The following is a 23,777-nucleotide window of genomic DNA, read 5'->3' as shown; positions in this document are numbered from 1 at the left end:
TGAGGTGGACACGGGAGGAACTATGGCTGCGAATGAGTATTATATGCCGACAGATTGGCGTGTTAAGGGAGACATTAGGGATGTTTACGAGATTTGCGCTGACTTTAAGGGTTATCAAAGATGGTGGGCTGAAGTGTACTTAAATATTGAGGACGCGGGGAAGGATGAGGAGACGCACGGAGAGGTTTTCGCAATTCTTTCGAAAGGCAAGCTGCCATACAAACTGCGCTGGAAATCGTGTAAAACCGCCGAAAATGCACCCCATTCTATATCTTTGAAAGCGGAAGGAGATTTGGCAGGCCGCGGTACGTGGACCTTTGAGCAGGATGGGGAATATGTTAATGCACGGTTCGATTGGTATGTAAACGCGGAGAAGCCTCTTCTTAAGTACTTGTCTCCAATGTTGAAGCCAGTCTTCCGCTCGAACCATTACTGGGCAATGGCTAGAGGAAGGGAGGGCCTGGAAAGGGAAATGGAAAGAAGGCGAAACGCCGGAATCTCCGCAGGCCGTAAATAAAGAAGTGTTAGATAGAATAAGGCCATCCGGAAGGATGGCCTTATTGGTGATGCGGCATCTATATTACGCTAAGCGCGTCTTAAAATCTTGATAGCCGAATTCGCGCACGACGCGGCAGTCTCCATCCTTGCCTTTGACAGCAATAGCGGGCAGCGGAGTGCCGTTGAAGGTGTTCGTCTTCACCATCGAATAAATCGCCATATCGCCGAACACGAGCCGGTCGCCGTACTGCAGCGGTTGGTCGAATGAATAATCTCCGATTACATCGCCCGTCAGGCAGGTTTGGCCGGTAAGCCGATATGTAAATGGCTTCTCGCCAGATTCGCCGCTTCCGAACAGCGGTGGACGATACGGCATTTCCAATACGTCTGGCATATGGCAAGTGGCGGAGGTGTCAAGAATCGCAATGTCGATCCCGTTCTTATGAAGATCCAATACCGATGCGACCAAGTAACCTGCGTTGAGCGCAACCGCTTCACCAGGCTCGAGATAAACCTCAAGGCCGTACTTCTCCTGCATACGCTTGATACAAGCATCAAGAGTGTCGAGGTCATAATCTTCTCTGGTGATATGGTGGCCGCCGCCAAAATTGATCCATTCCATCTGAGGAAGCCATTCGCCGAACTTCTCTTCGACCGCTTGCAGCGTCGTCGCCAAGTCGTCGGAGTTCTGCTGGCAGAGCGTATGGAAGTGCAGTCCGGATACACCGTCCAGCAGTTCCGGTCGGAAGTCTTCCCGTTTCACACCGAATCTGGAGCCCGGGGAGCACGGATCATAGATCTCATGCCCCACTTGAGTCGAGCATTCCGGATTGATGCGCAAGCCGACCTTCCTGCCGGCTAGCAGAGCTCTGTCTTTGAACTTCTCCAATTGAGTGAAGGAGTTGAAGATAATGTGATCACAGATCGAGAGGATTTCGTCGATCTCTTCTTCCCGATAAGCCGGGGCAAAGACATGCGTTTCTTTGCCCATTTCTTCATAGCCTAATCGAGCCTCGTATAAGCCGCTTGCTGTCGTCCCGCATAAGTATTCTCCAATAAGGGGGTACATGGTTGTCATAGAGAATGCTTTTTGGGCCAAAATAATCTTAGCTCCCGTGCGCTGCATGACGCCGCTCAGGATCTTCAGATTGTTCTCGATGAGTGCCTCATCGACGACAAAACAAGGCGTTGGCAGTTCTTCGAACCGCATTATTAGCGAACCAGCGCTGGTTGCTTAGCTTCTTGGCCGTCGTCAACCAGTACAGGATTAAAGTCTTCTACCCATGGAAGTCCCCATTTGTTCAACTCTTCCATGAATGGATCCGGATCGAACTCCTCGACGTTGTATACGCCTGGTTTGTTCCATTTGCCAGTCAGAACCATAGCTGCGCCGATCATGGCAGGAACGCCCGTCGTATAGGAGATCGCTTGGGAGCCGACTTCTTTGTAGCACTCTTGGTGGTCGCACACGTTGTACACGTAGTATGTTTTCGCAACGCCGTCTTTTTTACCTTGGAAAATGCAGCCGATGTTCGTTTTGCCGACCGTACGCGGTCCGAGCGATGCTGGATCCGGCAATACAGCTTTCAAGAACTGAAGCGGAATGATTTGTTTGCCTTCGAACTCGATTGGCTCGATCGAAGTCATGCCCACGTTCTCGAGTGCGCGAAGGTGCATCAGGTAGCTTTGGCCGAACGTCATGAAGAAGCGGATGCGTTTCAGACCTGGCATGTTAACAGCAAGGGACTCCAGCTCTTCATGGTACAGCAGGTACATATCCTTCTGGCCAACTTCAGCGAAGTTATATTCGCGCTTGATTTCCATTGGCTTCGTTTCGATCCATTCACCGTTCTCCCAGTAGCGGCCGTTAGCCGATACTTCGCGGATGTTGATCTCTGGGTTGAAGTTCGTAGCGAACGGATAGCCATGGTCGCCGCCATTGCAGTCGAGAATGTCGATATATTCGATCTCGTCGAAATAATGCTTAAGTGCATAAGCGGAGAATACGCCCGTTACGCCTGGGTCGAAGCCGCTGCCGAGAAGAGCCGTAATGCCGGCTTTCTCGAAACGCTCGCGGTAGTCCCACTGCCATTTGTATTCGAACTTAGCCGTATCTTCCGGCTCATAGTTAGCTGTGTCCATGTAGTGTGTTTTCGTTGCCAGGCATGCATCCATGATCGTGAGATCTTGATAAGGCAGAGCCAGGTTCATAACGATGTCCGGTTTTACTTCGTTGATCAGAGCGATCAGCTCATCAACATTGTTTGCATCAACTTGTGCAGTCGTAATTTTCGTTTTGCCGCCATCGAGTTTTGCTTTCAGTTCGTCGCATTTCGATTTTGTACGGCTTGCGATACAGATTTCTTCGAAAACCTCACTGTTTTGAACACATTTGTGGATTGCTACCGATGCCACACCGCCACAACCAATAACTAACGCTTTGCCCATTTCTCAATCCCCTTACCTCATAGATTTTTTGGTTAAAACTTACATATTCCCGGCAAACGATCGATTTTTACGCACAAAAAAAACAAGTCGTAAAAACGCATCGTCGCGAATCACACTTGTTTGATATAAATTGCGAATATTAAATGTCACCATCACATGGGACATGGCTTTAAAGGAAGCACATTAATATTCAAAATATATCGATAACGGATCAGAGTCTATATAGCAAATAATCGCCTTTAATACTCTTATTGATCGTTTCACAAGTTGATGCGCTCTTAACGCACTGGTCGTAAAGAAACCAAAACTTATAAAATTTGAGCTCTTCGCTCAATCAATAAGGCAACAAAGTTGCCAATCGGCATTTGACCCGGCTGTCCGTATGGCCTTAACGTCCGTAAGTGGATGTGGTCAAAAATTATCTGCTTTTGGAAAGATCCTCGTATATTTTGAATAACAACTTTCCAACAACACAACTCATAATATCACAAACCTTAAATATAGCAATACAAAAAAATAAAAAATTTTCGATATAATATTTCCAAGTAACAACATGGACACAATTTTCAAAAAGCGCTTGGTCGAGCGGCCTTTATTTCTGCTGCTTCCGGTCGGCGGCCAACCGATAACACACCAACGTAGAGGGGGAGACATGTGGATCTCAGAACACTGAAAACCTTTCAGATGATTGTGAAGTACGGAAGCTTCGTGCGCGCCGCACAGGAACTGAACTATGTGCAATCGACCGTCACGATGCAAATGCAGAGGCTGGAAGCCAAGCTTGGAGTTCCATTGATCGAGCGGGGCAAGGACATGGCGCTGACGGGAGCGGGAAGGCTTTTCTACGATCAGAGCCTGCAAATCGTTAAGCAGATGGAGCATCTTCAAGCAAGCCTATCGGATCTCAAATCAGGCGAAGCGGGACATGTTCGTATCGGGGTTACCGAACCGACAGCCAGCTACCGGCTGCCGCGCATCCTAAGCGCATTTATGTCGGCCCATCCGAAAATTAAAGTTTCCGTGGACATTGCGGGCACGGCGGTTCTGAGCGAGCAATTACTAAGAGGCGATCTTGAATTCGCGCTGTGCACGGCGCCGGAAATCAGATCGGACTTCTACTTCGAGCCGTTGTTCCAGGAAGAATTCGTAGCCATTATGCCGAGCGGTCACCCGCTTGCGCAGAACGATATGATCGCGCCGGAGGATCTTCAAGGGCATCGGCTGTTGGTCACTTCCGAGACTTGTCCTTACCGCAAGAAGCTGGAGATGGTCATGCTGGACAAAGGGATTGCGGTCCAGGATGCGATGGAGATCGGCAGTATGACGGCATTGCAATTTTACGTAGAGAACGGGTTCGGAGTCGCCTTAATTCCTAAGATCATGGCGGAGTCCGCAACAGAAGGGACTGCGATTAGGAAGATCAGCGGAAGCCTCATTCATATGACCACTGGCATCCTATGCAAGCAATCCGCCTATCCGTTTCCGTCGGCCAGTCACAAGCTTTATGAGTTTCTCGCGCAGGAATTGGTTAGATAACGAACGAAAATCACGCTAATTTATTGTTCGCTGGACTTTCTATTGAAGTAGTAGACATGTTCGTTATATTTATAGAAATAATTCGTCCAGGTCAGTATTGTAGATTTGGAATAGAATCTCCTTCTGATTCCGATCATTAAACACGAAGCAGCTTGCTCCGCTATGGACGATTTCGTTTCTAATTTTTCTTAAGCTGTCGAACCATTGGCTGGAAAGTATTTTTCTCGAGAAAGCCTCCGAATCTTCGGAGATATCATGCAAGTAATTTAGTTTATTCTCTAAGTTATAGCACAACTATACATTCTCGATCAAAGCCTAAACATGGCGAAAGTATTACGAATAAAATAAAGCTTGCATCCAACGTCCGGCGCCTATTCTTTAGGCGCTTTTTATGTACCGCAACCTCCTTGTCCAATCTATATATGTTACAATATTACAGTAAAATTTTTCCTTGGAGGTGTGCTTTGAAGAAGATTCAGAGACTCATTGTAAGTTTGCTAGCCGTAGTCTTAGCCGGCAGCATCGGATTGTCGAATGCTTATGCGGCGAGCGATACGTTCGTAACAAGAGGACAATTGGCAGCCTTGATTAATCAGACGTTCCAGATCACGGCGGACAAGTCGGCGCAATCCTTTGTTGACGTGCCTGCCAGCAATCCGAATGCGAAAGATATAGCAATCGCTGTAACGGTCGGCTATATGAAGGGGAAGGGCGGCAACAAGTTTCAGCCTAACTCCTTCGTGACGGGACCGGAATTAGCCGTTATTGCTTGTAACCTTCTTGAATGGAAAGGGATCGAAGCAAACAGCAGCACAGCAGATGTGCCGGCATGGGCTGCACCGTACTATGCGGCACTTGATGATTTTGGCTTGTTGGACGATCTTGGGCTTCCTGCTCACAATGCAACGATCGAACAGGCGCAGAAATTCCTGACGACGTTGTCGTTCGTGGCGCATGCAGCTGCGAATAACCCTTACGGGGCACAACAGGTCGGCTTGAAGGATGACTTCTACCTTTACACGAACCGGAAATATGTTGCGGCTCCGGTTATACAGCCGGGCTTCCATGAAGCCGGAACATTCTATGACGTGATGAAGAAAGTGGACGACACCCGTTCTGAAATTATGCAACAGCTTCTCAAGAACAAAAGCGCAGCGGCGCTTGGATCCACGGAATGGAGAGCGGCTCAAATCTATAGCTTGTACACCGATACAGCCGCGCGCGAGAAAGGAATTCAAAAGCTCCGTTCTTATCTAGATGAACTGTATGCGGTCAAAGATGTTGCGGGCTTGCGGTCAATTGCCGAGAAATACGGGGATCGATTCAACTTCGTTCCTTTCATGGCCTATGCGCCTACCGAGGATACGTTGGGGGACCGCTCGAAATTTGCCGCTGCCTTCATCGGCACAGACTTGGGGTTGGGCGCGCCGCTCTATTATTCCAAGGACTCCTCTTTCGCAAAAGTCCAACAGGCCTATAAGAAATATATCGAGCAAGTACTAAGCTACAGCGGCGAGAAAGATAAGCTTCCTGAGCGCGCGCAAGCGATATTCGAGATCGAGAGGCAGCTTTCTGCCAAGGCTACGCCGGTGGAACAGAAGCAAGACCCGGCCAAATCCTTAGTGAAGTCCACATGGGACGACATGAAGAAGGCGACGCCGAACTCGGGATTAGCTGCAATGGTAATGAAGATGTACAACCTTCCTGCTACTATGACGGTCTACTCCCCAGAGCATGAATACATTAAATTTGCCGACAGCCTCATCACCGATCAAAATTTACAAGCGATTAAAGATTTGCTCACCTTCAGAACGTTTGAACAGTATGAAGATGCTTTCTCCGAGAAGGCACAGAACTTCCGGGATGGATTGGACCAAGCGTTATTGGGCGTCATGCCGGAGAAGCTTCCACTCGAAGAGCGTGCGTCTGCAGTGGCCCAAGACTTGGAATCGCAAGCATTCGATAAAATATTCGTCAGCCATTATTTTTCGGAATCCAGCAAGAATGATGTAAAAGATATGGTCAGCGAGATTATTGCAAAGTATGAGGAACGGATCAATGATCTGACATGGATGAGCGCCGAGACGAAAGCGAAAGCGATTGAGAAGCTGAACCATATCAAGGTGAACATCGGCTATCCCGACAATTGGGGAGCGACGCTTTCTTATAGCTTCTCAAGCGCATCGGCAGGAGGCACCATGTTCGATATGCTGATAAGCCGGAACGTTGCGACGGAAGAAATAATTAAGAAAGCAGTTAGGGGACCGTACGCCTCTGATGAATGGAGCCTGCTGCCGGTGATGACGGTTAATGCATTCTACCTGGCCTCGACCAACAGTATTACGTTCCCTGCGGCCATTCTTCAAGCGCCTTTCTATGATCCAGAGGCGAGCCGCGAGCAGAATTTAGGCGGCATCGGTTCGGTTATCGGCCATGAGATATCTCATGCTTTTGATGTGAACGGCGCGAAGTTCGACAAAGACGGCAATTTGGCAAATTGGTGGACGGACGCGGATTATGCCGAATTCCAGAAGCGTACAGACCAGATGGCGGAGGAGCTGTCGGACATTGAACTCGTGCCTGGCCATAAACTGAACGGCGAGCTGACGCTGGCCGAGACCATTGCCGATCTGGGCGGAATGTCGTGTGTTATGGACATCGCCGATGACGACCCGAACGCGGATCTTTCGCAGGTGTTCGAAGGCTTTGCCCATGCTTTTGCAGCTTGGATGCCTGTTGAGTCGGTCGTCAACTACATGCAGTTCGACAGTCACGCTCCGAATAAAGTGAGAGTAAATTTCGTGCTGGGAATGTTGGACAGCTTCTACAAGGTGTATAACATAACCGAGAAGGATGGAATGTACTTATCGCCGGATAAGCGCATCTCCATCTGGTAAACCATTCGAACCGGCTTACACTCGCAGGCCGGTTTTTTGCTGTTCTGTCCGCCCGGCTTCCGGCAATTGGCATTCATCAAGAAGAGGGAGACCAGCTCATACTAGGAAACAGCCGACAATTCGAGTGTGACGTTGCCGGACCAGTCTGGTGTAGAGGTGCCCCGATGAAACGTAAACAGATGGCCGCATTATTCGTGATAATGGGCTTTGCTCTCCACGCAACCGGGTGCGGCAAGCATATGAACCCCGAACCTTCGCCGCCGAATCGATACCATACCCAATCGATTGATCATAGATCTTACCGCGCCTATGACGACAATACTCCGGCGCAGACGATGTTCCCGTCGAAGTATCCCGCATCGATCGGAGTCATTGTGAACAAAACTATTTATTTGCCGCAAAACTACAAGCCCAATGATCTGGTCTATCCGAACGTGCCGTTCTTGTTCGAGGAAAAGATCGAAAAGCGGCAGCTGCGGGCTGAGGCCGCTCAGGCATTGGAGAAGCTGTTCGCGGCCGCGCGGAAGGACGGCTTGTATTTGAGCGGGGTGTCGGGCTACCGTTCGTACGATACGCAGAAGTGGCTGTTCGAGAGCTATATGAAGAGAGACGGCTATATCGAAGCGATGAAATATAGCGCACTGCCGGGTACGAGCGAGCATCAGACGGGGCTGTCGATTGACGTAAGCGGCGAGGACGGCAAGTGTGCTGTATCCTCGTGCTTCGAGTATACGAAGGAGGCGCAGTGGATCGGCCGGCATAGCGCTGAATTTGGATTCATCATTCGGTATCCCAAAGGCAAGGAGCATATTACCGGTTACAAGTATGAGCCATGGCATATCCGGTATATAGGACCGAGTAAGATCTCGCTTGAGATGGTGAGACGCGGCGTTTCCTTAGAGGAGTATTACAATGTGATTCGGGTCCAATAAAGCAGCATCGCCTCACCCTTCTGTACAGCGTGCAGAGGGGCTTTTGTCGTATGAAGGGATGGAAGGTGGGCTGTCACATACTCGTTTCTAACGAGATTTAAACGATAAAAATTTATTGTAAAACGATAAAAGTTGTGATAATTTCTTTAGTGAAAAGCAATAAGGGAGGCATGGCTATGGACGTTAACAATCGAATAATGGAGAACCTTTCGAATCCACAGGAGCTCGAGAGAATGTTCCGAACGGAACCCGAAGCTTTTAAGAAATCGTTCGCATACGCCTGGGAGCAGAACCCGCATTCAGAGGTTCTTGCCGTCTGGAACGAAAGGCTGAATTATAAAGAGACGGTAAGCAAGGAGAAGGCTTCTTTGCTTCACAAAGCCTTCATATCCATGGGTATTCTAGCGCTGCTGGCGGGGATCAGCACCCGAATCCTATTTTACTTCACCGAGCAGGAATCGATTGCCCCGATCAACCTTGCATTCGGCATACTCCCTTTCATTGCTGCTTATTTCGTATACAATAATGCCGCCCGCAAGAAAGTGGTTTACACTGTTGCGTCATTATTATTAGTCTCTGGCGTTTATCTGAACCTGCTGCCGCTGGAGCAGAGCGACAGTATCATTCTCGCTTATCTGCACCTCCCGATATTCTTATGGGTGTTAGCGGGTCTTGCCTTTACAGGGAACGAGTATCGGTCAGGCAAGACGAGATTGGCTTATCTTAAATTCAACGGGGAGTTCGGTATTCTCTACGCCAGCATGGCGATCTGCGGGATGCTGCTCACCGGAATTACGATGCGGTTGTTTCAGTTTGTAGGGATGGATATAACGGAATTCTATTTCCGGAACGTGGTTCTCTTCGGTGCAGCTGCTCTTGCAGTGGTCGCTGCGCATCTTGTATCCCGAAACCTGAAGCTTGCGAAAAATATTGCACCGTATATAGCCCGGATTTTCGCTCCGCTAGTGCTGGTTACCTTGCTGGCTTATCTCATAACGGTGGCATCGGTCGGCAAAAATCCATTCTTGGACCGTGATTTCCTCCTGTCCTTCAATGGGGTGTTGATCGGCGTTCTGGCTGTCACCATCTACTCCATTACGGAGAGCGGCACGAATGAGCGAAGAAGCATTTCGGACTATATCAATGCTGCTCTGATCGTTCTAGCGGTCATCATTGACGGAGTGGCCTTATCCGCCATCGTGTTCAGACTTTCCTCTTACGGGATTACGGCCAATAGACTTGCTGTGCTAGGCATTAACGCGGTTATTCTGGCCAATCTAATATGGATCTTAATCTCATATGTACGCCTTCTGCAGAACCGGTCGGGTTATTCCTCCATCCAGGATGCCGTGACGAAGTATCTGCCGGTCTACGGGCTGTGGGCGGCTGTGGTTACTTTTATATTCCCTCTCTTCTTTTAGTCCGGCATAGGATTTCATTCTATCCAATATGATGGTTGGAGGACCGATCGTCGGTACAACCGTTACGGGAGGAATGATTGAATGAGCCATCAATACGACGTCATTATTGTTGGAGCCCGGGTCGCGGGCTCCACTCTTGCTTATGAGCTGTCCCAGGCAGGCTACGAGGTTCTGCTGGTGGACAAGGGTGAGTTTCCGAGCGATATCTTGTCGACCCACAATTTTTTCAACAACTCCTTGGCGATATTACGGGAAATGGGCGTTCTGGATCGGCTGCTGCAAACCGGCACGCCTTTGTACAAGAGGGCTGTCGTTCAGTTCGAAGATGTCGTCATCGACGGGGAGTTTCCGGAGGTGGATGGGGAGACGGAATGCTTGTGCGTCAGGCGCCTGCATCTGGATCATATTTTGTTCGAGCATGCAGCATCGCAAGCCCGCGTCACCTCGATCGAAGGCTTCCGGGTAACGGACGTGATTCGGGATGGGAGCAAGATTGCCGGGGTTACGGGTATTCGCCGCAGCGGAGAAGCAGAGCAATTCACAGCCAAGCTCGTTGTTGGTGCCGACGGCCGCAACTCGACCTTGCGTGAGAAGGTGAACAGCGCACAGCTCATGGCCGTGCCGACGGACTATGCTTCTTATGTCGGGTACTTCTCCGGCTACAAGCAGGACGGCGACCTTCATGTAGAGTTATACAAAATCAAAGATAAAATGGTCATCGTATTCCCGACTAGCGATCAGTTATACGTTATCGGCGTCATGTTTCCATTGGATGATCAGGAGTGGAGCGGGCGGTTCACCCTTTCCCCGGAGACGGCTATGCGCGAGTTGATTGATAGCGGATTCGCGGATTCTCCGCTGCCGGCGCGGCTGCGCCAATCGACTCTTGCTGGCAAGGTGCGGGGGCTGCGAGGCTACGATAATGATTGGCATCAAGGGATGGGAGAAGGATGGGCGCTCGTGGGGGATGCCTTATCGTTCAAGGATCCCGCTGTCGGGCAAGGCATGCAGGATGCGCTGTACAGCGCACGCTTATTGACCGATATTTTATCTCGTTATGACAACTGGGACGCTTCATGGGAGGAAATGGCGCAGACGTATCAGAAATTGGCGGAAGCGAAGATGATGCCACGGTATGATATGGCTTGCCAGGTCACGAGGAATGTTACGTTCACACCGGAGCAGACAGCAGTTAACCGGCTGATCGCGGCTGATCGAGAGGTAACGCGGGCTTTTCTTGGGATGTACAATCACGCGTTGGAGCCGGAAGACTTTGAATCGCGTATATGGAGTTTGTTGGAAGGAAGTTAGTTCTATTCCGGGGGCTGTCTCAAAAGTCAATTTTGGATTTTTTGGCCCCCACTTAGAATCAAATATCTTCGAAAAGAAGGACCTCAACCTCCACTTTGCTGCAGTGGATTTCGAGGTCCTTTTGCGTATTAAATGGGACGTTCTCGTGTTATACGAACGCTTTTGGGACAGTCCCTTCACTCGCGCTAGAGAGAGGAGAACGCTTATTCCTCTTCCTCTTTCAGCTCCACTTCGACCCGGTTGGATTCCTGTTGGAAGATGGGGCCAGACACGACAACGCGGAACGTCACAGCGGCTTGGTTGGCAACCATATCCGCGTCGTTGAGCCGTTCGGGAATGGCGAAGAACGTAATGACGATCTCTTCGCCGGGTGCAATCGATCCCAGCTGAATCTCTTCAAGGTTTACGTCGGGCCGCTGCCGCCCATTAACCTTTACACTGCCCTGAACGAGCCGCAGCGGCTCCGGCAAAATATCGGCAACCTTCAGATCGATCAGCTTCAATTGTCCCGGGTTGGCGATCACAATTCGATAGTGGATCGGTTCGCCTATGGCGACCTCATGAGGCACAGCCGACTTCGTGACGGCGAGCGGCGGAGGCACGACGGTGATCTGCTCCTTGCCGCTTATGGGCGGCGTCTCGATCGAGACGCCCGTCGCAATATTGGCAATGACGGTGCCGCCCGCGGCATTGGATGGAACGACTAATGACCGCTGTACCGTTACCGATTGTCCAGGCGCCAGCAATCCGATCGTTTCGACCAGGCCTAGAAGCGGATCTGTAAGCACGACGCCGGTAAGAGGGATATTGCCGGTATTCGATACCTTGAACGTGTAGACGATCTGATCCCCAGGAGCGGCTGTCGTTCGGTCGGAGGTCTTGGATATCTCTAGCTTAGGCTGCGGCGGTACGGCAACCATGGCGGTTGCAGAGACTTCGCCCGTCTGGTCTGACGATGCACGGGCTGTGTTGACTAGGTGCGTATTGCCCGGAGTGCCAGGCGGTATGGTAAAGGGCACGCGGAAAGCGATGGATTCGTCGGATGCCAGCATCGGAATGGTTTGCTCGAACGAGAGGAAAGGATCCACGACCTTAACCTCTGTGAGCGGAGCGTTGGATAAATTCGTTACCGTAATCGTATACAAGACGGTTTCTCCAGCTAGAGCTGCCGTCCGATCAACGGTCTTGGTAATGCCCAGTTGATAGTTCGGCGGAGCAATAGGGGTTATGACTTCGTTGGAGGGGATATCCCCGGTATTGATCTCGCCGCCTGCGATGCTCTGGTATTGGAATTCAACAATCGCTTGGTTGCGAATAAGACCATCATCCGGGAAGGATACGACAATAGCTTGGTAGGTAACGATGACGGTGTCGCCAGGCGCCAATGATCCAAGGCTAACGCCTGTGAGCGGATCGCCCGGACTCGGGACGCCGTCCACTGTGAGACTGCCGGGAACGAATGCGGTATCGTTCGGCAAGCTGTCCAGCAGGAATAGTGCATCCGCCGCCGTTGTGCCCGAGTTGCCGATGACGACCGTATAGGTCAGAATCTGTCCGAGCTCGGCCAAGTCAGCATCGACGTCTTTCTCGACTGTAATGCGAGGTGAATTAATATCGATGTAGATGCCAACCGCAATAACGGAATAGCCATCGTTGGTCGTCCGCAACTGGAAGACGGCCGAAGTCTGGTTGTTCTGAAGCGTCTCGGAGATGTCTACGTTCGTGATGTCCCAGCTTTGTCTGCCGCCTACGATTTGCGTCCCCGGCTCCCCATTGATCTGATTCCGGTCGCCGAATGTTCCGGACGTGTCCAGATTGCCGCTATCGTCGTTAATTTGCGAAGCAAAAAAATTGTTTAAGAAGTTGTTAGGTCCGCTCAACGCGGTTAAGTTCGCTTCGCTCGGACCGAACGCCACTTGGTCTCCGACTTTGTTGGCGTCGCCGTCCTGGGCGACGAGCGCCATTCGTCCGCTTACCGGACCTTCGATCGGCGTTGCAAATCCGGATAGGGTAGTTGTAACAGAAGGATCGCTTCCGAAGGCGATTTCGACAATGCCGACATTAAGGCTCAAATTCCGGAAGGGCATGGCGGGATCCTCATAGACAACGCATAACGTCCAGCCGCAGCTGTTCGCTGTGCTGTTGCCAAAGTCGATATTACCGACCACTCCTCCAACCGTATAGGTACCGGCTCCGCTTGACTGAATGATGGGAGTAACATTGGCGGAACGAAAGTAATTATCCGTAGCATTCCGGTGTGATATTTGCGCTGTGGCCGGATCGGGTGCGATGGCGAATGTCGCGCCCAGCGGAGTCGTTAACGAGACAGACTTGTCGATAAAGGCCAAATAATTGTTCGTTCCGCCAGTGACATTGTACGTACCCGCCCATACCAGCTCTGCGTAGAGAACCTCGCTCTCGGCAGGCAGACGCAGAATAGCGCTCGCGCTGTCCAAGTTAAAGTCTGAAGTTGTTCCAGGGGGGTAGCTCCCGAATTGCAGATTCGTATCGACTGTGATGAAGGCCCCGATATAATCGCGGGTTCCGGGGACTCCCTCTTGTGAAGAGCGGCTAAGGCCTAACGTATTGCCGGTGAACGTTATGGCGCCGGTGTCGTTGCCGCTGAATCGGAGAATGAAAGGCATCGTATGTCACCGCCTATTCTGCATAACTTCTTCGGCTCAGTTTATGCCTGCGGGCCAGTACTCATGTTCCAGATGTGATATCCAAATCCCGGTCTAGCACGAGAGAAACTCTGATTGCCGCGAGGGCATTGAGCACACTGTGCTTGCCGAACGTTGGAATGCCGAAACGGCCGATCCTGGTACTGTGGTAATAGACATCGAAGAAAGCGGCCCCTTTTTCAATGGATATATCGGAGGTTGAGTTCGTTGTTTTGTTCGAAACCATAATAGAGAACAGGTGTAGTTGTCTTGAGCAGATGAACCTGTTCGTCGTCTCCGCATGCTATAATCGTTTTGGACATTTGGGAGGCCATCTCTTCAAAGGCATGCCTAACTTCATCCACACACAATAGTCCGGATGGTCATAATCAATGCGCTCATGCCGCAGCCTTTAATGCCGATGAAGTGAAAACTCCCCATAGTGACCCCCTGCAAAAGATAATTGAGTTAGTCTGTTACGATCTACTATATTTAAATAATATTCCTCGTAATTAACAACTGTGATATGCTCTCCAAACCCGAAGCTGTACGTTATGATGAGAAGCTTGTATAACGACGCAAACCAGCCGACCATATGAGCTTGGCAGTTGGACGGGGCGCAAGTCGAACTAGCCAAACAAGTTGCCCTTGATTCGCTGAAAAGGCTTGAAACCCGCAATCGGAACCAGCTGCGCGGCGAGCATGCTCTCTATGCACTATGCCAGGATCTCGGAATATTGAAGTAAGCAGGAGATGGGGAACGACATGAATAAGTGGCCAGACGAAATTAACCTTTTTTTGCAAAGGCCGGTGCCTATCTTTATTCATTTGGCGGCAGCACAGAAAGGAACGACTCCTTATATCTCTAGGGGATACGGCGTACAGCCGGAGCCCGAACGGGAGTTGTTATGGATATATATCTTGAAAACCCAGTGGTTAAGGCTAAAAGAATGTATAGAGAACCAGCAGCATTTGGCCGTGCTTCTTACCTCGGGAGTGGACAATGAGTCCTATCAGTTTAAAGGCCAGTTCATCGGTTTTCGGTCGCTGACGAAGCAAGATAATACGAAGCTTTACGAGCAGAGCAGAAAGGTATCCCAGCAGCTGCCGGGTGTTGCATCACTAGTTCAGGTCTCGCCATCCGAATGTCTTGCGGTCGGCATTCAAATCCGAGCGGTCTACGTGCAAACCCCCGGTCCTAGAGCCGGATCTATTGTGATGGAGACGGAAAGAGGGAAATCATGATGCTGCCTATAGAACTTATGTCTCTATTCGAAGGTGCTTGGCCTGCATGCCTTGTCACCAGTTCTGTCGAAGGAATCCCCAATATCGCCAACCTGACCCGGGTCTGGTGCACCGAAACTCGCCACGTTGCTATTGCTAACCAACTTCTGAACAAGAGCTTTCGGAACTTAGAAGAAAATCCGCTTGCTCTGCTAAAAATAGTGAATCCACAAGATCTCATCCACTGGGAGATTTCCGTTCGTTATATCCGTTCCGATTACGAAGGAACCCTCTTCGAACAAATTAGACAGGATATTGAGACCGTATCCTGGGTGGCTGGTGTTCCGTTGCCTGCGCAATTACGGTCGGCCGTCGTATTCGAGGTCGTCTCGGTGCGCCAATGTGTCGAAGAATCCGTTCATCTGAAACCGCCTCCGGAAACGTACGGGGATCTGCTGAACGTACTGGCAGCCGTTCATGACTGGAACCGGCTGTCTTATTGGATTCCGGGGGAAACCGATGAGGATGTGAAGCTGCAAGCATCACGGGGAGTTCCAGGAGCCGGAGTGGATGAGTCGGCATTTGATTCGATGAAGAGACTTGCTCGGCTCGTCAAGAGTGAAAGCCGCATTGTCCGTTTAAAAAACATTCGCTCCCAGCTTAGGTATCTCCATTCGATCTGCTCTGAATCAGTCGAGCAGGGGGATCGGCCTGCGGCTACCTTCACAGAAGGGACACCGGTCAGTTACCTGGCGTTCCCCATTCTTTCCTCTCACGCCTTAGCCGGTATCGTCTGTTGTGAAGGGGCCAGCGGACAGATGGAGTCCGTTCATTCCGTCGAGGACCGTTATCTTGCCAGTCTTGCTGCAAAGCTTGGAGAAGTTTTGCTTACGATTTCATCCATACCGGCACCGGAGCGGGAAGCGTTGTTTAAGCAGGTTATAGAGCTTGCCAAGCTGCAATGGCAAAAAGAAGCTGACCCTTTCCACTCCAGCCTGAGCGCAAGGGAGCGGCAAGTGGCGGTCAATGTTGCCAAAGGGCTTACGAATGCGGAGATCGCAAAGCAATTGTTCATTAGCCCGAGAACCGTGACGACGCATCTGGAGAGGATATACCTGAAGCTGAATGTTCCGTCCCGCGCCGCCTTGACCCGTTATGTGATGGAGAAGGGATTGCTCGCAGAAGGCTCCGAATAGGCCGTTAAATACGTATTTTCACCGATATAAGCATTCAAAACCGCTTGTTATGATGAGGGCAGAAACAAATACTCATCGAAAGCGGTGATTTAAATGATGGGATTAGTGGTTGTTCATGTTTTGACCGCGATCCTGGGCCTGGGACCGGCCTATGCATTTCCTTTCCTGCTGCGGAAGGCGTTAACGGTTGAAGAGATGAAAAGAAATTTGATGCAGGTCGCGTATTTGGAGATATTCCCCAAAATATTCGGCACGCTGGCTGTTCTCTCGGGCCTCTTATTATTTTTCCTCGGTTCGTACGGTCCATTCGCACAAGTATGGATTATTGGATCATTGGCCGTATACGTTGGAATTGAAATCCTCGTCATTGGGTTTTTGAATCCGTCAGCAGCCAAGCTGCTGAAGTTCATTGACGAAACCGGAGAGAAGACCCGGGAAGAACCGGGGGTCCATCTGAACGGTCTATATTCCCGTGTACGTAGTCTTCATTTGTGGGCGGGTATACTAGGGCTCCTTCTATTTGTCTTCATGATTGCAAAGCCGGATTAATGGGGTGTTGACGTGGATATAGCCTTACAGCAGCGATACTTATCTCGTCTTCAGGCCGACATTCAAACGCCGACATTGGACTATTTGCGCTTATTGGTCCGAAGGCATTTGCACACGATTTCGTTCGAAAATTTGAGCAAGTTTCATTACTGCACGACTCGAGGGAAGACCGGATGGGAATGGCTTCCGCCGTTGGACACCTTTCTAGATCATGTTGAGCGCGAGGGATTGGGGGGCAATTGTTATATTCTGAACCTCCATTTCGGCAGGCTGCTTCAATCGCTCGGGTTCCGTGCGGAATTCATCCGGGCAACGAACGGCAATGCCCATATGGCTAATCAAGTGACCGTCGAGGGGCGCTCCTACTATGTAGATGTAGGTTATGGGGCACCGTTGTTTGAGCCGTTGGATTTGGAGGAGCAGCCCCGGTTCTCCCGCCGCGGGGAGGAAGTAGAGATTTCCAAGCTGGATTCTAACCGTTACATGATCGATAGAAGAGCAAATGGTCAAAGCCTCGTAACGAAATATATCGAGTGGACGCCAGCCGCAGCGGAAAGCTTTGAACCGGATATTACTCATTCGCTTAGGGATGAAGAGGATAACCCTTTTATGCGCAGAATCGTCGTGACCTTATTCAAACCGGGCGCTGCCTACTCGGTCATCAATCAGAAGCTGTTCATCAAAACCGACTATAGTACCGAGGTTCATGAATACTCCTGTGAACAAGACTGGATAGCGATGATGGAGCAAACGTTCGGCTTTCGGAGAGAGCGTCTCAATCAAGCACTCCTATTTATTGCTGATCGCGGCAACCGGTTGTTCGCGGAGATCTAAGAGCTATAACCATATTGGAGGTAAACGAAAATGAAAAGAAAAAGCGTGATGATGATGGCATTAGCTGCGACTATGATGGTTGCTGCATTCCCGGTGTATGCTGCTGTTAAGGCCGAGGCAAAGCCAGAGCGAGTAGCCGTAGCGGTGAAAGCCGAAGCGAAGCCGGAGAGAGCCCAAGCTGTTGCGATGCAGATGCAGATGCAGATGGGCCCAGATACAAATGAGCCGGAAATACCTGAAGTTCCGGTTGTGTAAGCCTGTGTAAGCTATACCTCCAGTATCGTTCGCCGTGTCAGCGGCGCGCATGCCATTGTTTTCTTGTGTGAAAATGATTTTGTAACCGGCTGCTCGCTCATCGTTGACGGCGGTATACGGTTCAATAGCTCGTGGCCCATTAATAAACATATGCCCAATCAGTAGACGGACACTATCCGTGTATGGTTTGGGCTATTTGATTTGTTCACAGTTTACTTAGGTCGGCATATATGTCCAGGCAGGTTAATTGATTATTTATATGGAATATATTAGGTATAAAAGTAAGAGAGGAAGAGATACATGTTGGAATCAATAAAAGAGGATTACATCATATCCAACAAAAAAAGCTGGGATGCAGCGGCTCCTCGTTTTTTCGGAAGGTCTGCACTTCCAGTATACGGCCCATTCATGCCTACAGAAAACGAACTAAACCTATTTGGCGATCTATCGAATAAGAGAGTATTGGAGATCGGTTGCGGAAGCGGGCACTCGCTAAAGTATATGGCCTCGCACGGCGCCTCGGAGCTATGGGGAATCGATCTGTCCGATACGCAAATCGATACGGCGCGGAATCTGCTGTCGGACTGCCAAGCTAAATTAAACCTGTTTCAAGGAGCTATGGAGAAGAACCCTGGTATCCCGACAGAGCATTTCGATATCGTGTATTCGATTTACGCGCTTGGCTGGACGGTTGATTTAGGGAAGACGCTCCACAATATAAACAGTTACTTAAAGCCGGGCGGAACGTTTATCTTCAGCTGGGAGCATCCGCTTCACAGCCGTATGAAACAGAGCGGCGACCAATTGGTCATTCATAAGTCATACCATGAGGAAGGCCTTCAGCAGTGTGAACCATGGGATAGTCCGGCTATCATGACTCAATTGAAACTGAGCACCTATATTAATGAACTCATTCAAGCGGGCTTTCAAATTGAAAAGGTCGTGGAGGATGTCATGATCTGCGAGGACAATAAATCGGGTGACCCCGCAGTGTGGTACACGCCTATGAAGGCATCCCTTATTCCTCCTGCCTTCATCATAAAATGCACGAAAAAGTAAAGAATGGCTGCCATCGATATGGCAGCCATTCATCTATTGCGGGTAATGTTCAACGTATAAATAAATTCTGGCCGGCTAGGAGACGGTGCTTTGTGAAATAGAAGAACCTAGTGCAGCCGCTGGTTTAGGTGCCGTCTTAGCGGTCAGCGATAACAAGTGGAACAGCATGCATCCGAGCACGCCGCCGGCCGTGTTCAGAATCAAATCATCCACGTCAAACGTTCCGATGGTGCATAGGAGCTGAATGCCTTCCAGCAGCAAGCATAGTACAAACGAGGAAACCAGCACTGCCCCGTATGTTACAAAGCCAAACCGCTTGCCTCGTACTAGATACGCCATGAACATGCCGAAAGGGATAAATAACCCGATATTTCCATAGAGCTGAATATATTCGTAGAGCGCTCCGCTGTGCAGGTTGCCTGCAATGGTATGGAATGGGGTGAAATTAGCTCCGTACAGCCCAACCCGCAGCCGGCTATTGTCGGTTATAGCCGCCTCGGCCTGCCTCCATAAAAACATGAAGTTCACTTCGCCGAACTTGAATAAAATGATTTTGACCAGCATGTATAGGTATACCACAAACAGCAACGTAACCGGCAAAGTTATAAGCGCCTGCATTCGTTTCATCATTTTGCCTCCCGCCTTTCTCTATCCAGCATAGAGCAGCGGGTTTAAGCAAACATAAGAAAAACCTTTCGATTTTCTTAAAAAACGGATTTGGTCATAACTAATTTATGGAACGGCTGCGGAGCAGCGCGATGCCCGCCCCGATAAACCATGCAATAGCACCTAAACCGAACACATAGCCTGCGCTGTAAAGCGCGGGAACAACCGTTAAGATTCCTGCTGTACCGATGATGATCCCAATGATGTTGAGCGTCTTCGGAAGAGCATCCGACCGCAGAGCAGCTCCGCTTACGAGCAATATCCATAGCCCGCCTGGAAGCTCGATCGCGCCTCCAAGCCCTTCCTCTACAGCCGACAGCGATAACCATACCGTACTCGCCCGTGTGGGATCTTCGCTGTACAGGTCGGCAATGACGCCGAGATCGTTGACGATAATCATGCCGCTGGAGATGACCGTAACGACCCAGATCAGCCCGAAGGAGGTGGCGATCATCATCCCTGCAGGCGATCCGTGCTTAAGCCGTTCATGCAGCGCGAGTGCCAAAGGAACCATCGTTACGCCGGCGATCAAATAGATGAGCAGGTGCCAGACGAACATCAGCGTCTGATGATCGGCGATGAATTTTACATACTCTTCGGTTTCAGCGTTCATGACTGGACTCAGGTAGGTGAATACAAGACCTATTCCGACGATGTACGCGAATGCATTAATTAGCGCGGCAATGCCGCCTATAAGCGTTAAGCTGTTCAAGCTGCGGGTCGTCAACATCGTTCCGATACCTCCGCTCTCCTGCGCGTTTTACGATCAGTGTACCGGCAGCACGGATCATCGAGTAGATACTAAAGTATGTTCATGAGGAAGAAGGAGGGATTCCGAATGCCTTGCGAAGGTTCTAGATCATGAATATGATAGATGGATAGGATAGAAATAGACAGCATTTGGAATGAAAGGGGCAGAAAAGATGTCTCATCACTTGTTGCTTATCGAGGATGACAGCCAGATCGTCGAGATGCTCCACAGCTACCTGCTCAAAGAAGGCTATAACGTCACGGTGGCGCTAGATGGACTAGAGGGTGTTGCCCGGTTCCAGCAAGGTGCTTTTGATATTGTTCTTGTGGACCTCATGATGCCTAAGCTGGACGGCATTGAAGTAATTAAGCGCATCCGGGAGCTGAGCAGGGTGCCCATCCTGATCATGTCGGCGAAGGATAGCGATGTAGATAAAGCAATTGGACTCGGCTTCGGTGCGGATGATTATATCGCGAAGCCATTCTCCCTCATCGAAGTATCCGCCCGGATCAAGGCGGCTATTCGCCGCGCGACGACCTATTCCGATGCTGGGCCTGCCGGAGCCGGGAACCATTCGTCCGCTGCGGAGCCGCGTGTATTGACGATTGGCACGCTGCGTATAGACTTGGATAATTTCTCGGCTAATAAGAATGGTTCGGATCTGAAGCTGACGGCCAAGGAATTCGAGATTTTGAAGCTGTTCGCTTCTAATCCTAACCGCGTGTTCACGAAGGCGCAGCTATACGGATTCATATGGAACGATGAATATTACGGGGACGAGAATGTCATTAACGTCCATATTCGCCGGTTGCGGGAGAAGATAGAAGATCAGCCGTCCGCTCCCCGTTACATCAAGACATTATGGGGCATCGGCTACAAGTGGGAAGGCCAATAAGATGGTCGTTGTATTAATCGTACTCATCGTCGTTCTGATAGCCGTCATTGTTATGCAATATTACGTTTACCGGACAAGAAGCGTTAATCTTACACAAATTCATCGCAGACTGCACGAAATTATCGAAAGCGGTACAAGCGAGAAGCTGCTCTTATTTACGGGAGACCGTGCATTAACTCCGATCCTTACCGAAATCAATCATCTGTTGGACCACAACCAGAAGACGGCGGCGGACTTCCTTAAGATCGAACAATCTATGCGGAAGATGGTTTCGAACATATCGCATGATCTAAGAACGCCGCTTACCGTGCTGCTCGGTTATTTGGAGACGATAAACCTTGATCCGGCCATGAGTGCGGGGGAGAGGGAGCGGCTGTTGTCAAAGGTGCAGAATAAGGCGCATGAGGTTATCGGACTCATTCGGCAATTTTTTGATCTGGCGAGATTGGAGGCGGGCGACAAGCCGATTCCGCTCTCCCGCCTTCATATCAACGATATTTGCAGCCGAAATATGCTGTCCTTCTACGACACGCTCACAGTGAAAGGCTTCGACGTTTCCATTGAAATTCCGGCGGAGCCTCTTCTGGCATGGGGCAACGAGGAGGCGCTTGACCGCATTCTGAACAATCTGATCGCTAATGCGATTCAACACGGCGGAGAGGGAGAGACGGTCGGACTCATTGTGCAAGGTGATGAAGAATCCGTATATGTGCAAGTATGGGACCGCGGCAAAGGCATCAACGAACGGGATCAGGACCGCGTGTTCGAGCGCATGTATACGCTGGAGGACTCGCGTAATAAATCGAACCCGGGCAGCGGACTTGGTCTGACGATTACGAAGAGGTTGGTCGAAGGGCAAGGGGGAACGATTGCGATACAAAGCAGGCCGTATGAGAAAACGGTGTTTACGGTCAAGCTGAAACGGATCGCCTTCACCGCTTAAGAAATTCGTAAGAAGCGGGTAAGAAAAAAGCCGAAATCGATGTTTACAATAAAGCTTGCAACGAGCAAAGGAGGTATGAACGATTGTGAGCGTGGTGAGAACGAAGCAGCTGACTCGTGTTTATAAAGGCAAGGAGGTTGTCTCGAACGTTAATATGAATGTCGGACAAGGTGAAATTTACGGCATGCTCGGTCCGAATGGGGCTGGTAAAACAACGGTCATGAAAATGCTGACGAACCTTATAAAGCCGACGGCCGGTGAAATCGAGCTGTTCGGCGAACGGTTGACCGATACGTCGTACCGGCAGTTGGGGCGGATGGGTACGATCATCGAGAATCCGATTTTCTACGACAAGCTGACGGCACGGGATAACTTGGAGCTGCACTGCGAATATTTGGGCTATCCGAACAAGATGGCGATCGATGAGGCGCTTGAGCTTGTTAATCTTCGCAAGGTCGACGGCAAGCTGGTGAAGGAGTTTTCCCTCGGGATGAAGCAGCGGCTCGGCATCGCGAGGGCCATCACGGCGAAGCCGGAGCTGCTCATTCTGGATGAGCCGATTAACGGGCTTGATCCGCTCGGCATGAAGGAGCTTCGCGATCTGTTCAAAATGCTGAGCAAGCAGTACGGGATCACGATCATCATTTCGAGTCATATGCTTGGCGAAATCGAGTTGATCGCCGACACGATTGCGGTCATGAATGACGGCAAACTGCTGCAGGAAGTTTCGATGGATCATATCGCCAAGCAGACGTCCGAATATATCGAAATCACGACCGGCGAATGCAGCAAAGCGGCTTATGTATTAGAAAACCATCTGCATATATCGAATGTTAGGGTCACGGACGAAGGTCAGATCCGCATCTATGATTGCCCGATTCCGCAAAGCGAATTAATGAAGGCATTAGTGTTGCACGATGTCGCGATCGAAGCGGTCCATAAGAAAAAGGGCTCGCTCGAGGATTATTTCTTATCCATCGTGAATGGAGGTGTCGTCGTTGTTTAAGCTTATGCGGCTCGAAATGCGCAAGTTTCGTATAGGGACGTACATCCGCGCGGCGGTGATCGCCAATGTCGTGATACTAGCATTGGTCTGCGCGATTAGCCTTAACGAGGAAATCACGCAGGACGTGCCTTTCACAAGCTACGGCATGGCGTTCTCCGTCATCGATACACTGGTTAGAGGTACGTACGTCGTATTCGCCGCTGTGCTCCTTTCACGGTTAGTCATTGACGAATTCCGAAGCAAATCGATTACGGTGCTGTTCATGTACCCGATCAACCGCAAAAAGCTAATCGCGGCGAAGCTGCTCGTCGTGGCGTTGTTCACATTGGCCGCCGATATTGCTGCCAACCTGTTCATTGGCGCAGGCTTTTTATTGTTCAATCAGTTTACGGATATCATTGCGGAACCGATAACGGGAGCTATAGCCGCTCATTCGCTGTTCGTCACGGTTATGAGCGCGCTGGCGACCAGCTTGCTCGGCTTGATTCCTCTCTACATCGGCATGCGCAATTATTCCGGTGCAGCCACCGTCGCGTCGTCGTTCTTCGTCGTGGCCCTCGTCTGCCAGACCGCTGACGGCTTCACCTTATATTCGATCATTGCAGTACCGATTGGCTTGGCGCTTCTCGGCGCGGCTGTCGCATATATGTCAATTCGCAACATCGAGCATATCGACGTGCTTAAGTAACGGAG

The 23,777-nt window shown here is 50.3% G+C and carries 21 protein-coding genes; 16 read left to right on the top strand and 5 right to left on the bottom strand.

What is annotated here, in order from left to right:
- The first annotated feature begins 22 nt into the window (after positions 1-22).
- Positions 23-517 (top strand): SRPBCC family protein, encoded by a 495-nt coding sequence (locus PKO01S_RS03410; protein WP_127529898.1) that lies wholly within the window; start codon positions 23-25, stop codon positions 515-517.
- Positions 518-580: 63 nt separating this feature from the next.
- Here PKO01S_RS03410 and nspC read toward each other — a convergent pair whose 3' ends face one another.
- Positions 581-1,708: a carboxynorspermidine decarboxylase gene (nspC, locus tag PKO01S_RS03405; protein WP_127529897.1), complete on the bottom strand. Its 1,128-nt coding sequence runs from the start codon at positions 1,706-1,708 to the stop codon at positions 581-583.
- Positions 1,709-1,710: 2 nt separating this feature from the next.
- The gene (locus PKO01S_RS03400) at positions 1,711-2,946 is read right to left on the bottom strand and encodes a saccharopine dehydrogenase family protein (protein WP_127529896.1); all 1,236 of its coding nucleotides are present in this window, start codon (positions 2,944-2,946) and stop codon (positions 1,711-1,713) included.
- Positions 2,947-3,600: 654 nt separating this feature from the next.
- On the opposite strand from PKO01S_RS03400, the gene PKO01S_RS03395 reads away from it, so the two are divergent.
- The 5 genes from PKO01S_RS03395 to PKO01S_RS03375 all read left to right on the top strand — a co-directional run bounded on the left by PKO01S_RS03395 (position 3,601) and on the right by PKO01S_RS03375 (position 11,043).
- Positions 3,601-4,482, top strand: a complete 882-nt coding sequence (locus PKO01S_RS03395) for a LysR family transcriptional regulator (RefSeq protein WP_127529895.1) — start codon at positions 3,601-3,603, stop codon at positions 4,480-4,482.
- A 464-nt stretch (positions 4,483-4,946) separates the two neighbouring features.
- Positions 4,947-7,379, top strand: a complete 2,433-nt coding sequence (locus tag PKO01S_RS03390; protein ID WP_164779460.1) for a M13-type metalloendopeptidase — start codon at positions 4,947-4,949, stop codon at positions 7,377-7,379.
- Between the two features lie 164 nt (positions 7,380-7,543).
- On the top strand, positions 7,544-8,311 hold the full coding sequence (locus PKO01S_RS03385) for a M15 family metallopeptidase (RefSeq protein ID WP_127529893.1): 768 nt from the start codon (positions 7,544-7,546) through the stop codon (positions 8,309-8,311).
- 176 nt (positions 8,312-8,487) lie between these two features.
- Complete coding sequence (locus PKO01S_RS03380) at positions 8,488-9,732, top strand: DUF4153 domain-containing protein (RefSeq protein ID WP_127529892.1); 1,245 nt, start codon at positions 8,488-8,490, stop codon at positions 9,730-9,732.
- Positions 9,733-9,813: 81 nt separating this feature from the next.
- Positions 9,814-11,043 carry an NAD(P)/FAD-dependent oxidoreductase gene (locus PKO01S_RS03375; RefSeq protein WP_127529891.1) on the top strand — a complete coding sequence of 410 codons (1,230 nt, stop codon included), beginning with the start codon at positions 9,814-9,816 and terminating at the stop codon, positions 11,041-11,043.
- A gap of 203 nt (positions 11,044-11,246) precedes the next feature.
- On the opposite strand, the gene PKO01S_RS03370 is transcribed toward PKO01S_RS03375, so the two are convergent.
- The gene (locus PKO01S_RS03370) at positions 11,247-13,688 is read right to left on the bottom strand and encodes a DUF7507 domain-containing protein (protein WP_127529890.1); all 2,442 of its coding nucleotides are present in this window, start codon (positions 13,686-13,688) and stop codon (positions 11,247-11,249) included.
- Positions 13,689-14,471: 783 nt separating this feature from the next.
- Between PKO01S_RS03370 and PKO01S_RS03365 the strand changes: the two genes are divergently transcribed.
- From PKO01S_RS03365 to PKO01S_RS03340, 6 genes are all read left to right on the top strand, one after another.
- On the top strand, positions 14,472-14,951 hold the full coding sequence (locus tag PKO01S_RS03365; RefSeq protein WP_127529889.1) for a hypothetical protein: 480 nt from the start codon (positions 14,472-14,474) through the stop codon (positions 14,949-14,951).
- Positions 14,948-16,126: a LuxR C-terminal-related transcriptional regulator gene (locus PKO01S_RS29100; RefSeq protein WP_218031452.1), complete on the top strand. Its 1,179-nt coding sequence runs from the start codon at positions 14,948-14,950 to the stop codon at positions 16,124-16,126. Before PKO01S_RS03365 ends, PKO01S_RS29100 begins: the two co-directional genes overlap by 4 nt.
- Positions 16,127-16,219: 93 nt before the next feature.
- Positions 16,220-16,675 (top strand): DUF2269 family protein, encoded by a 456-nt coding sequence (locus tag PKO01S_RS03355; protein ID WP_127529888.1) that lies wholly within the window; start codon positions 16,220-16,222, stop codon positions 16,673-16,675.
- 12 nt (positions 16,676-16,687) lie between these two features.
- Complete coding sequence (locus PKO01S_RS03350) at positions 16,688-17,509, top strand: arylamine N-acetyltransferase (protein WP_127529887.1); 822 nt, start codon at positions 16,688-16,690, stop codon at positions 17,507-17,509.
- 30 nt (positions 17,510-17,539) lie between these two features.
- Positions 17,540-17,764 carry a hypothetical protein gene (locus PKO01S_RS03345; RefSeq protein ID WP_127529886.1) on the top strand — a complete coding sequence of 75 codons (225 nt, stop codon included), beginning with the start codon at positions 17,540-17,542 and terminating at the stop codon, positions 17,762-17,764.
- Between the two features lie 300 nt (positions 17,765-18,064).
- Positions 18,065-18,823 carry a class I SAM-dependent methyltransferase gene (locus PKO01S_RS03340; RefSeq protein WP_127529885.1) on the top strand — a complete coding sequence of 253 codons (759 nt, stop codon included), beginning with the start codon at positions 18,065-18,067 and terminating at the stop codon, positions 18,821-18,823.
- 75 nt (positions 18,824-18,898) lie between these two features.
- Here PKO01S_RS03340 and PKO01S_RS03335 read toward each other — a convergent pair whose 3' ends face one another.
- Both PKO01S_RS03335 and PKO01S_RS03330 read right to left on the bottom strand, forming a co-directional pair.
- On the bottom strand, positions 18,899-19,453 hold the full coding sequence (locus PKO01S_RS03335; protein ID WP_127529884.1) for a VanZ family protein: 555 nt from the start codon (positions 19,451-19,453) through the stop codon (positions 18,899-18,901).
- Between the two features lie 97 nt (positions 19,454-19,550).
- On the bottom strand, positions 19,551-20,219 hold the full coding sequence (locus PKO01S_RS03330; protein ID WP_127529883.1) for a DUF4386 family protein: 669 nt from the start codon (positions 20,217-20,219) through the stop codon (positions 19,551-19,553).
- A 193-nt stretch (positions 20,220-20,412) separates the two neighbouring features.
- On the opposite strand from PKO01S_RS03330, the gene PKO01S_RS03325 reads away from it, so the two are divergent.
- From PKO01S_RS03325 to PKO01S_RS03310, 4 genes are all read left to right on the top strand, one after another.
- Entirely contained in the window at positions 20,413-21,135 is a 723-nt protein-coding gene (locus PKO01S_RS03325; RefSeq protein WP_127529882.1) for a response regulator transcription factor, read from the top strand.
- Position 21,136: 1 nt separating this feature from the next.
- Positions 21,137-22,078 carry a sensor histidine kinase gene (locus PKO01S_RS03320; RefSeq protein WP_127529881.1) on the top strand — a complete coding sequence of 314 codons (942 nt, stop codon included), beginning with the start codon at positions 21,137-21,139 and terminating at the stop codon, positions 22,076-22,078.
- Between the two features lie 82 nt (positions 22,079-22,160).
- Positions 22,161-23,084: an ABC transporter ATP-binding protein gene (locus PKO01S_RS03315; RefSeq protein ID WP_127529880.1), complete on the top strand. Its 924-nt coding sequence runs from the start codon at positions 22,161-22,163 to the stop codon at positions 23,082-23,084.
- Complete coding sequence (locus tag PKO01S_RS03310) at positions 23,077-23,772, top strand: ABC transporter permease (RefSeq protein ID WP_246070424.1); 696 nt, start codon at positions 23,077-23,079, stop codon at positions 23,770-23,772. The genes PKO01S_RS03315 and PKO01S_RS03310 overlap by 8 nt, the downstream gene beginning before the upstream one ends.
- Positions 23,773-23,777: the final 5 nt, after the last annotated feature.

This window comes from Paenibacillus kobensis NBRC 15729 (assembly GCF_004000825.1).
In the GTDB taxonomy this organism is placed as follows: domain Bacteria; phylum Bacillota; class Bacilli; order Paenibacillales; family Paenibacillaceae; genus Paenibacillus_T; species Paenibacillus_T kobensis.
The sequence above is the reverse complement of the archived record's forward strand: the minus strand, read 5'-3'. Positions and strand labels throughout refer to the sequence as shown.

Coding starts and splice junctions, on each gene's coding strand:
- PKO01S_RS03410 (WP_127529898.1), top strand. CDS start 23: ATGGCTGCGAATGAGTATTATATGCCGACAGATTGGCGTGTTAAGGGA.
- nspC (WP_127529897.1), bottom strand. CDS start 1,708: ATGCGGTTCGAAGAACTGCCAACGCCTTGTTTTGTCGTCGATGAGGCA.
- PKO01S_RS03400 (WP_127529896.1), bottom strand. CDS start 2,946: ATGGGCAAAGCGTTAGTTATTGGTTGTGGCGGTGTGGCATCGGTAGCA.
- PKO01S_RS03385 (WP_127529893.1), top strand. CDS start 7,544: ATGAAACGTAAACAGATGGCCGCATTATTCGTGATAATGGGCTTTGCT.
- PKO01S_RS03380 (WP_127529892.1), top strand. CDS start 8,488: ATGGACGTTAACAATCGAATAATGGAGAACCTTTCGAATCCACAGGAG.
- PKO01S_RS03375 (WP_127529891.1), top strand. CDS start 9,814: ATGAGCCATCAATACGACGTCATTATTGTTGGAGCCCGGGTCGCGGGC.
- PKO01S_RS03370 (WP_127529890.1), bottom strand. CDS start 13,688: ATGCCTTTCATTCTCCGATTCAGCGGCAACGACACCGGCGCCATAACG.
- PKO01S_RS03365 (WP_127529889.1), top strand. CDS start 14,472: ATGAATAAGTGGCCAGACGAAATTAACCTTTTTTTGCAAAGGCCGGTG.
- PKO01S_RS29100 (WP_218031452.1), top strand. CDS start 14,948: ATGATGCTGCCTATAGAACTTATGTCTCTATTCGAAGGTGCTTGGCCT.
- PKO01S_RS03355 (WP_127529888.1), top strand. CDS start 16,220: ATGATGGGATTAGTGGTTGTTCATGTTTTGACCGCGATCCTGGGCCTG.
- PKO01S_RS03345 (WP_127529886.1), top strand. CDS start 17,540: ATGAAAAGAAAAAGCGTGATGATGATGGCATTAGCTGCGACTATGATG.
- PKO01S_RS03340 (WP_127529885.1), top strand. CDS start 18,065: ATGTTGGAATCAATAAAAGAGGATTACATCATATCCAACAAAAAAAGC.
- PKO01S_RS03335 (WP_127529884.1), bottom strand. CDS start 19,453: ATGATGAAACGAATGCAGGCGCTTATAACTTTGCCGGTTACGTTGCTG.
- PKO01S_RS03330 (WP_127529883.1), bottom strand. CDS start 20,219: ATGTTGACGACCCGCAGCTTGAACAGCTTAACGCTTATAGGCGGCATT.
- PKO01S_RS03325 (WP_127529882.1), top strand. CDS start 20,413: ATGTCTCATCACTTGTTGCTTATCGAGGATGACAGCCAGATCGTCGAG.
- PKO01S_RS03320 (WP_127529881.1), top strand. CDS start 21,137: ATGGTCGTTGTATTAATCGTACTCATCGTCGTTCTGATAGCCGTCATT.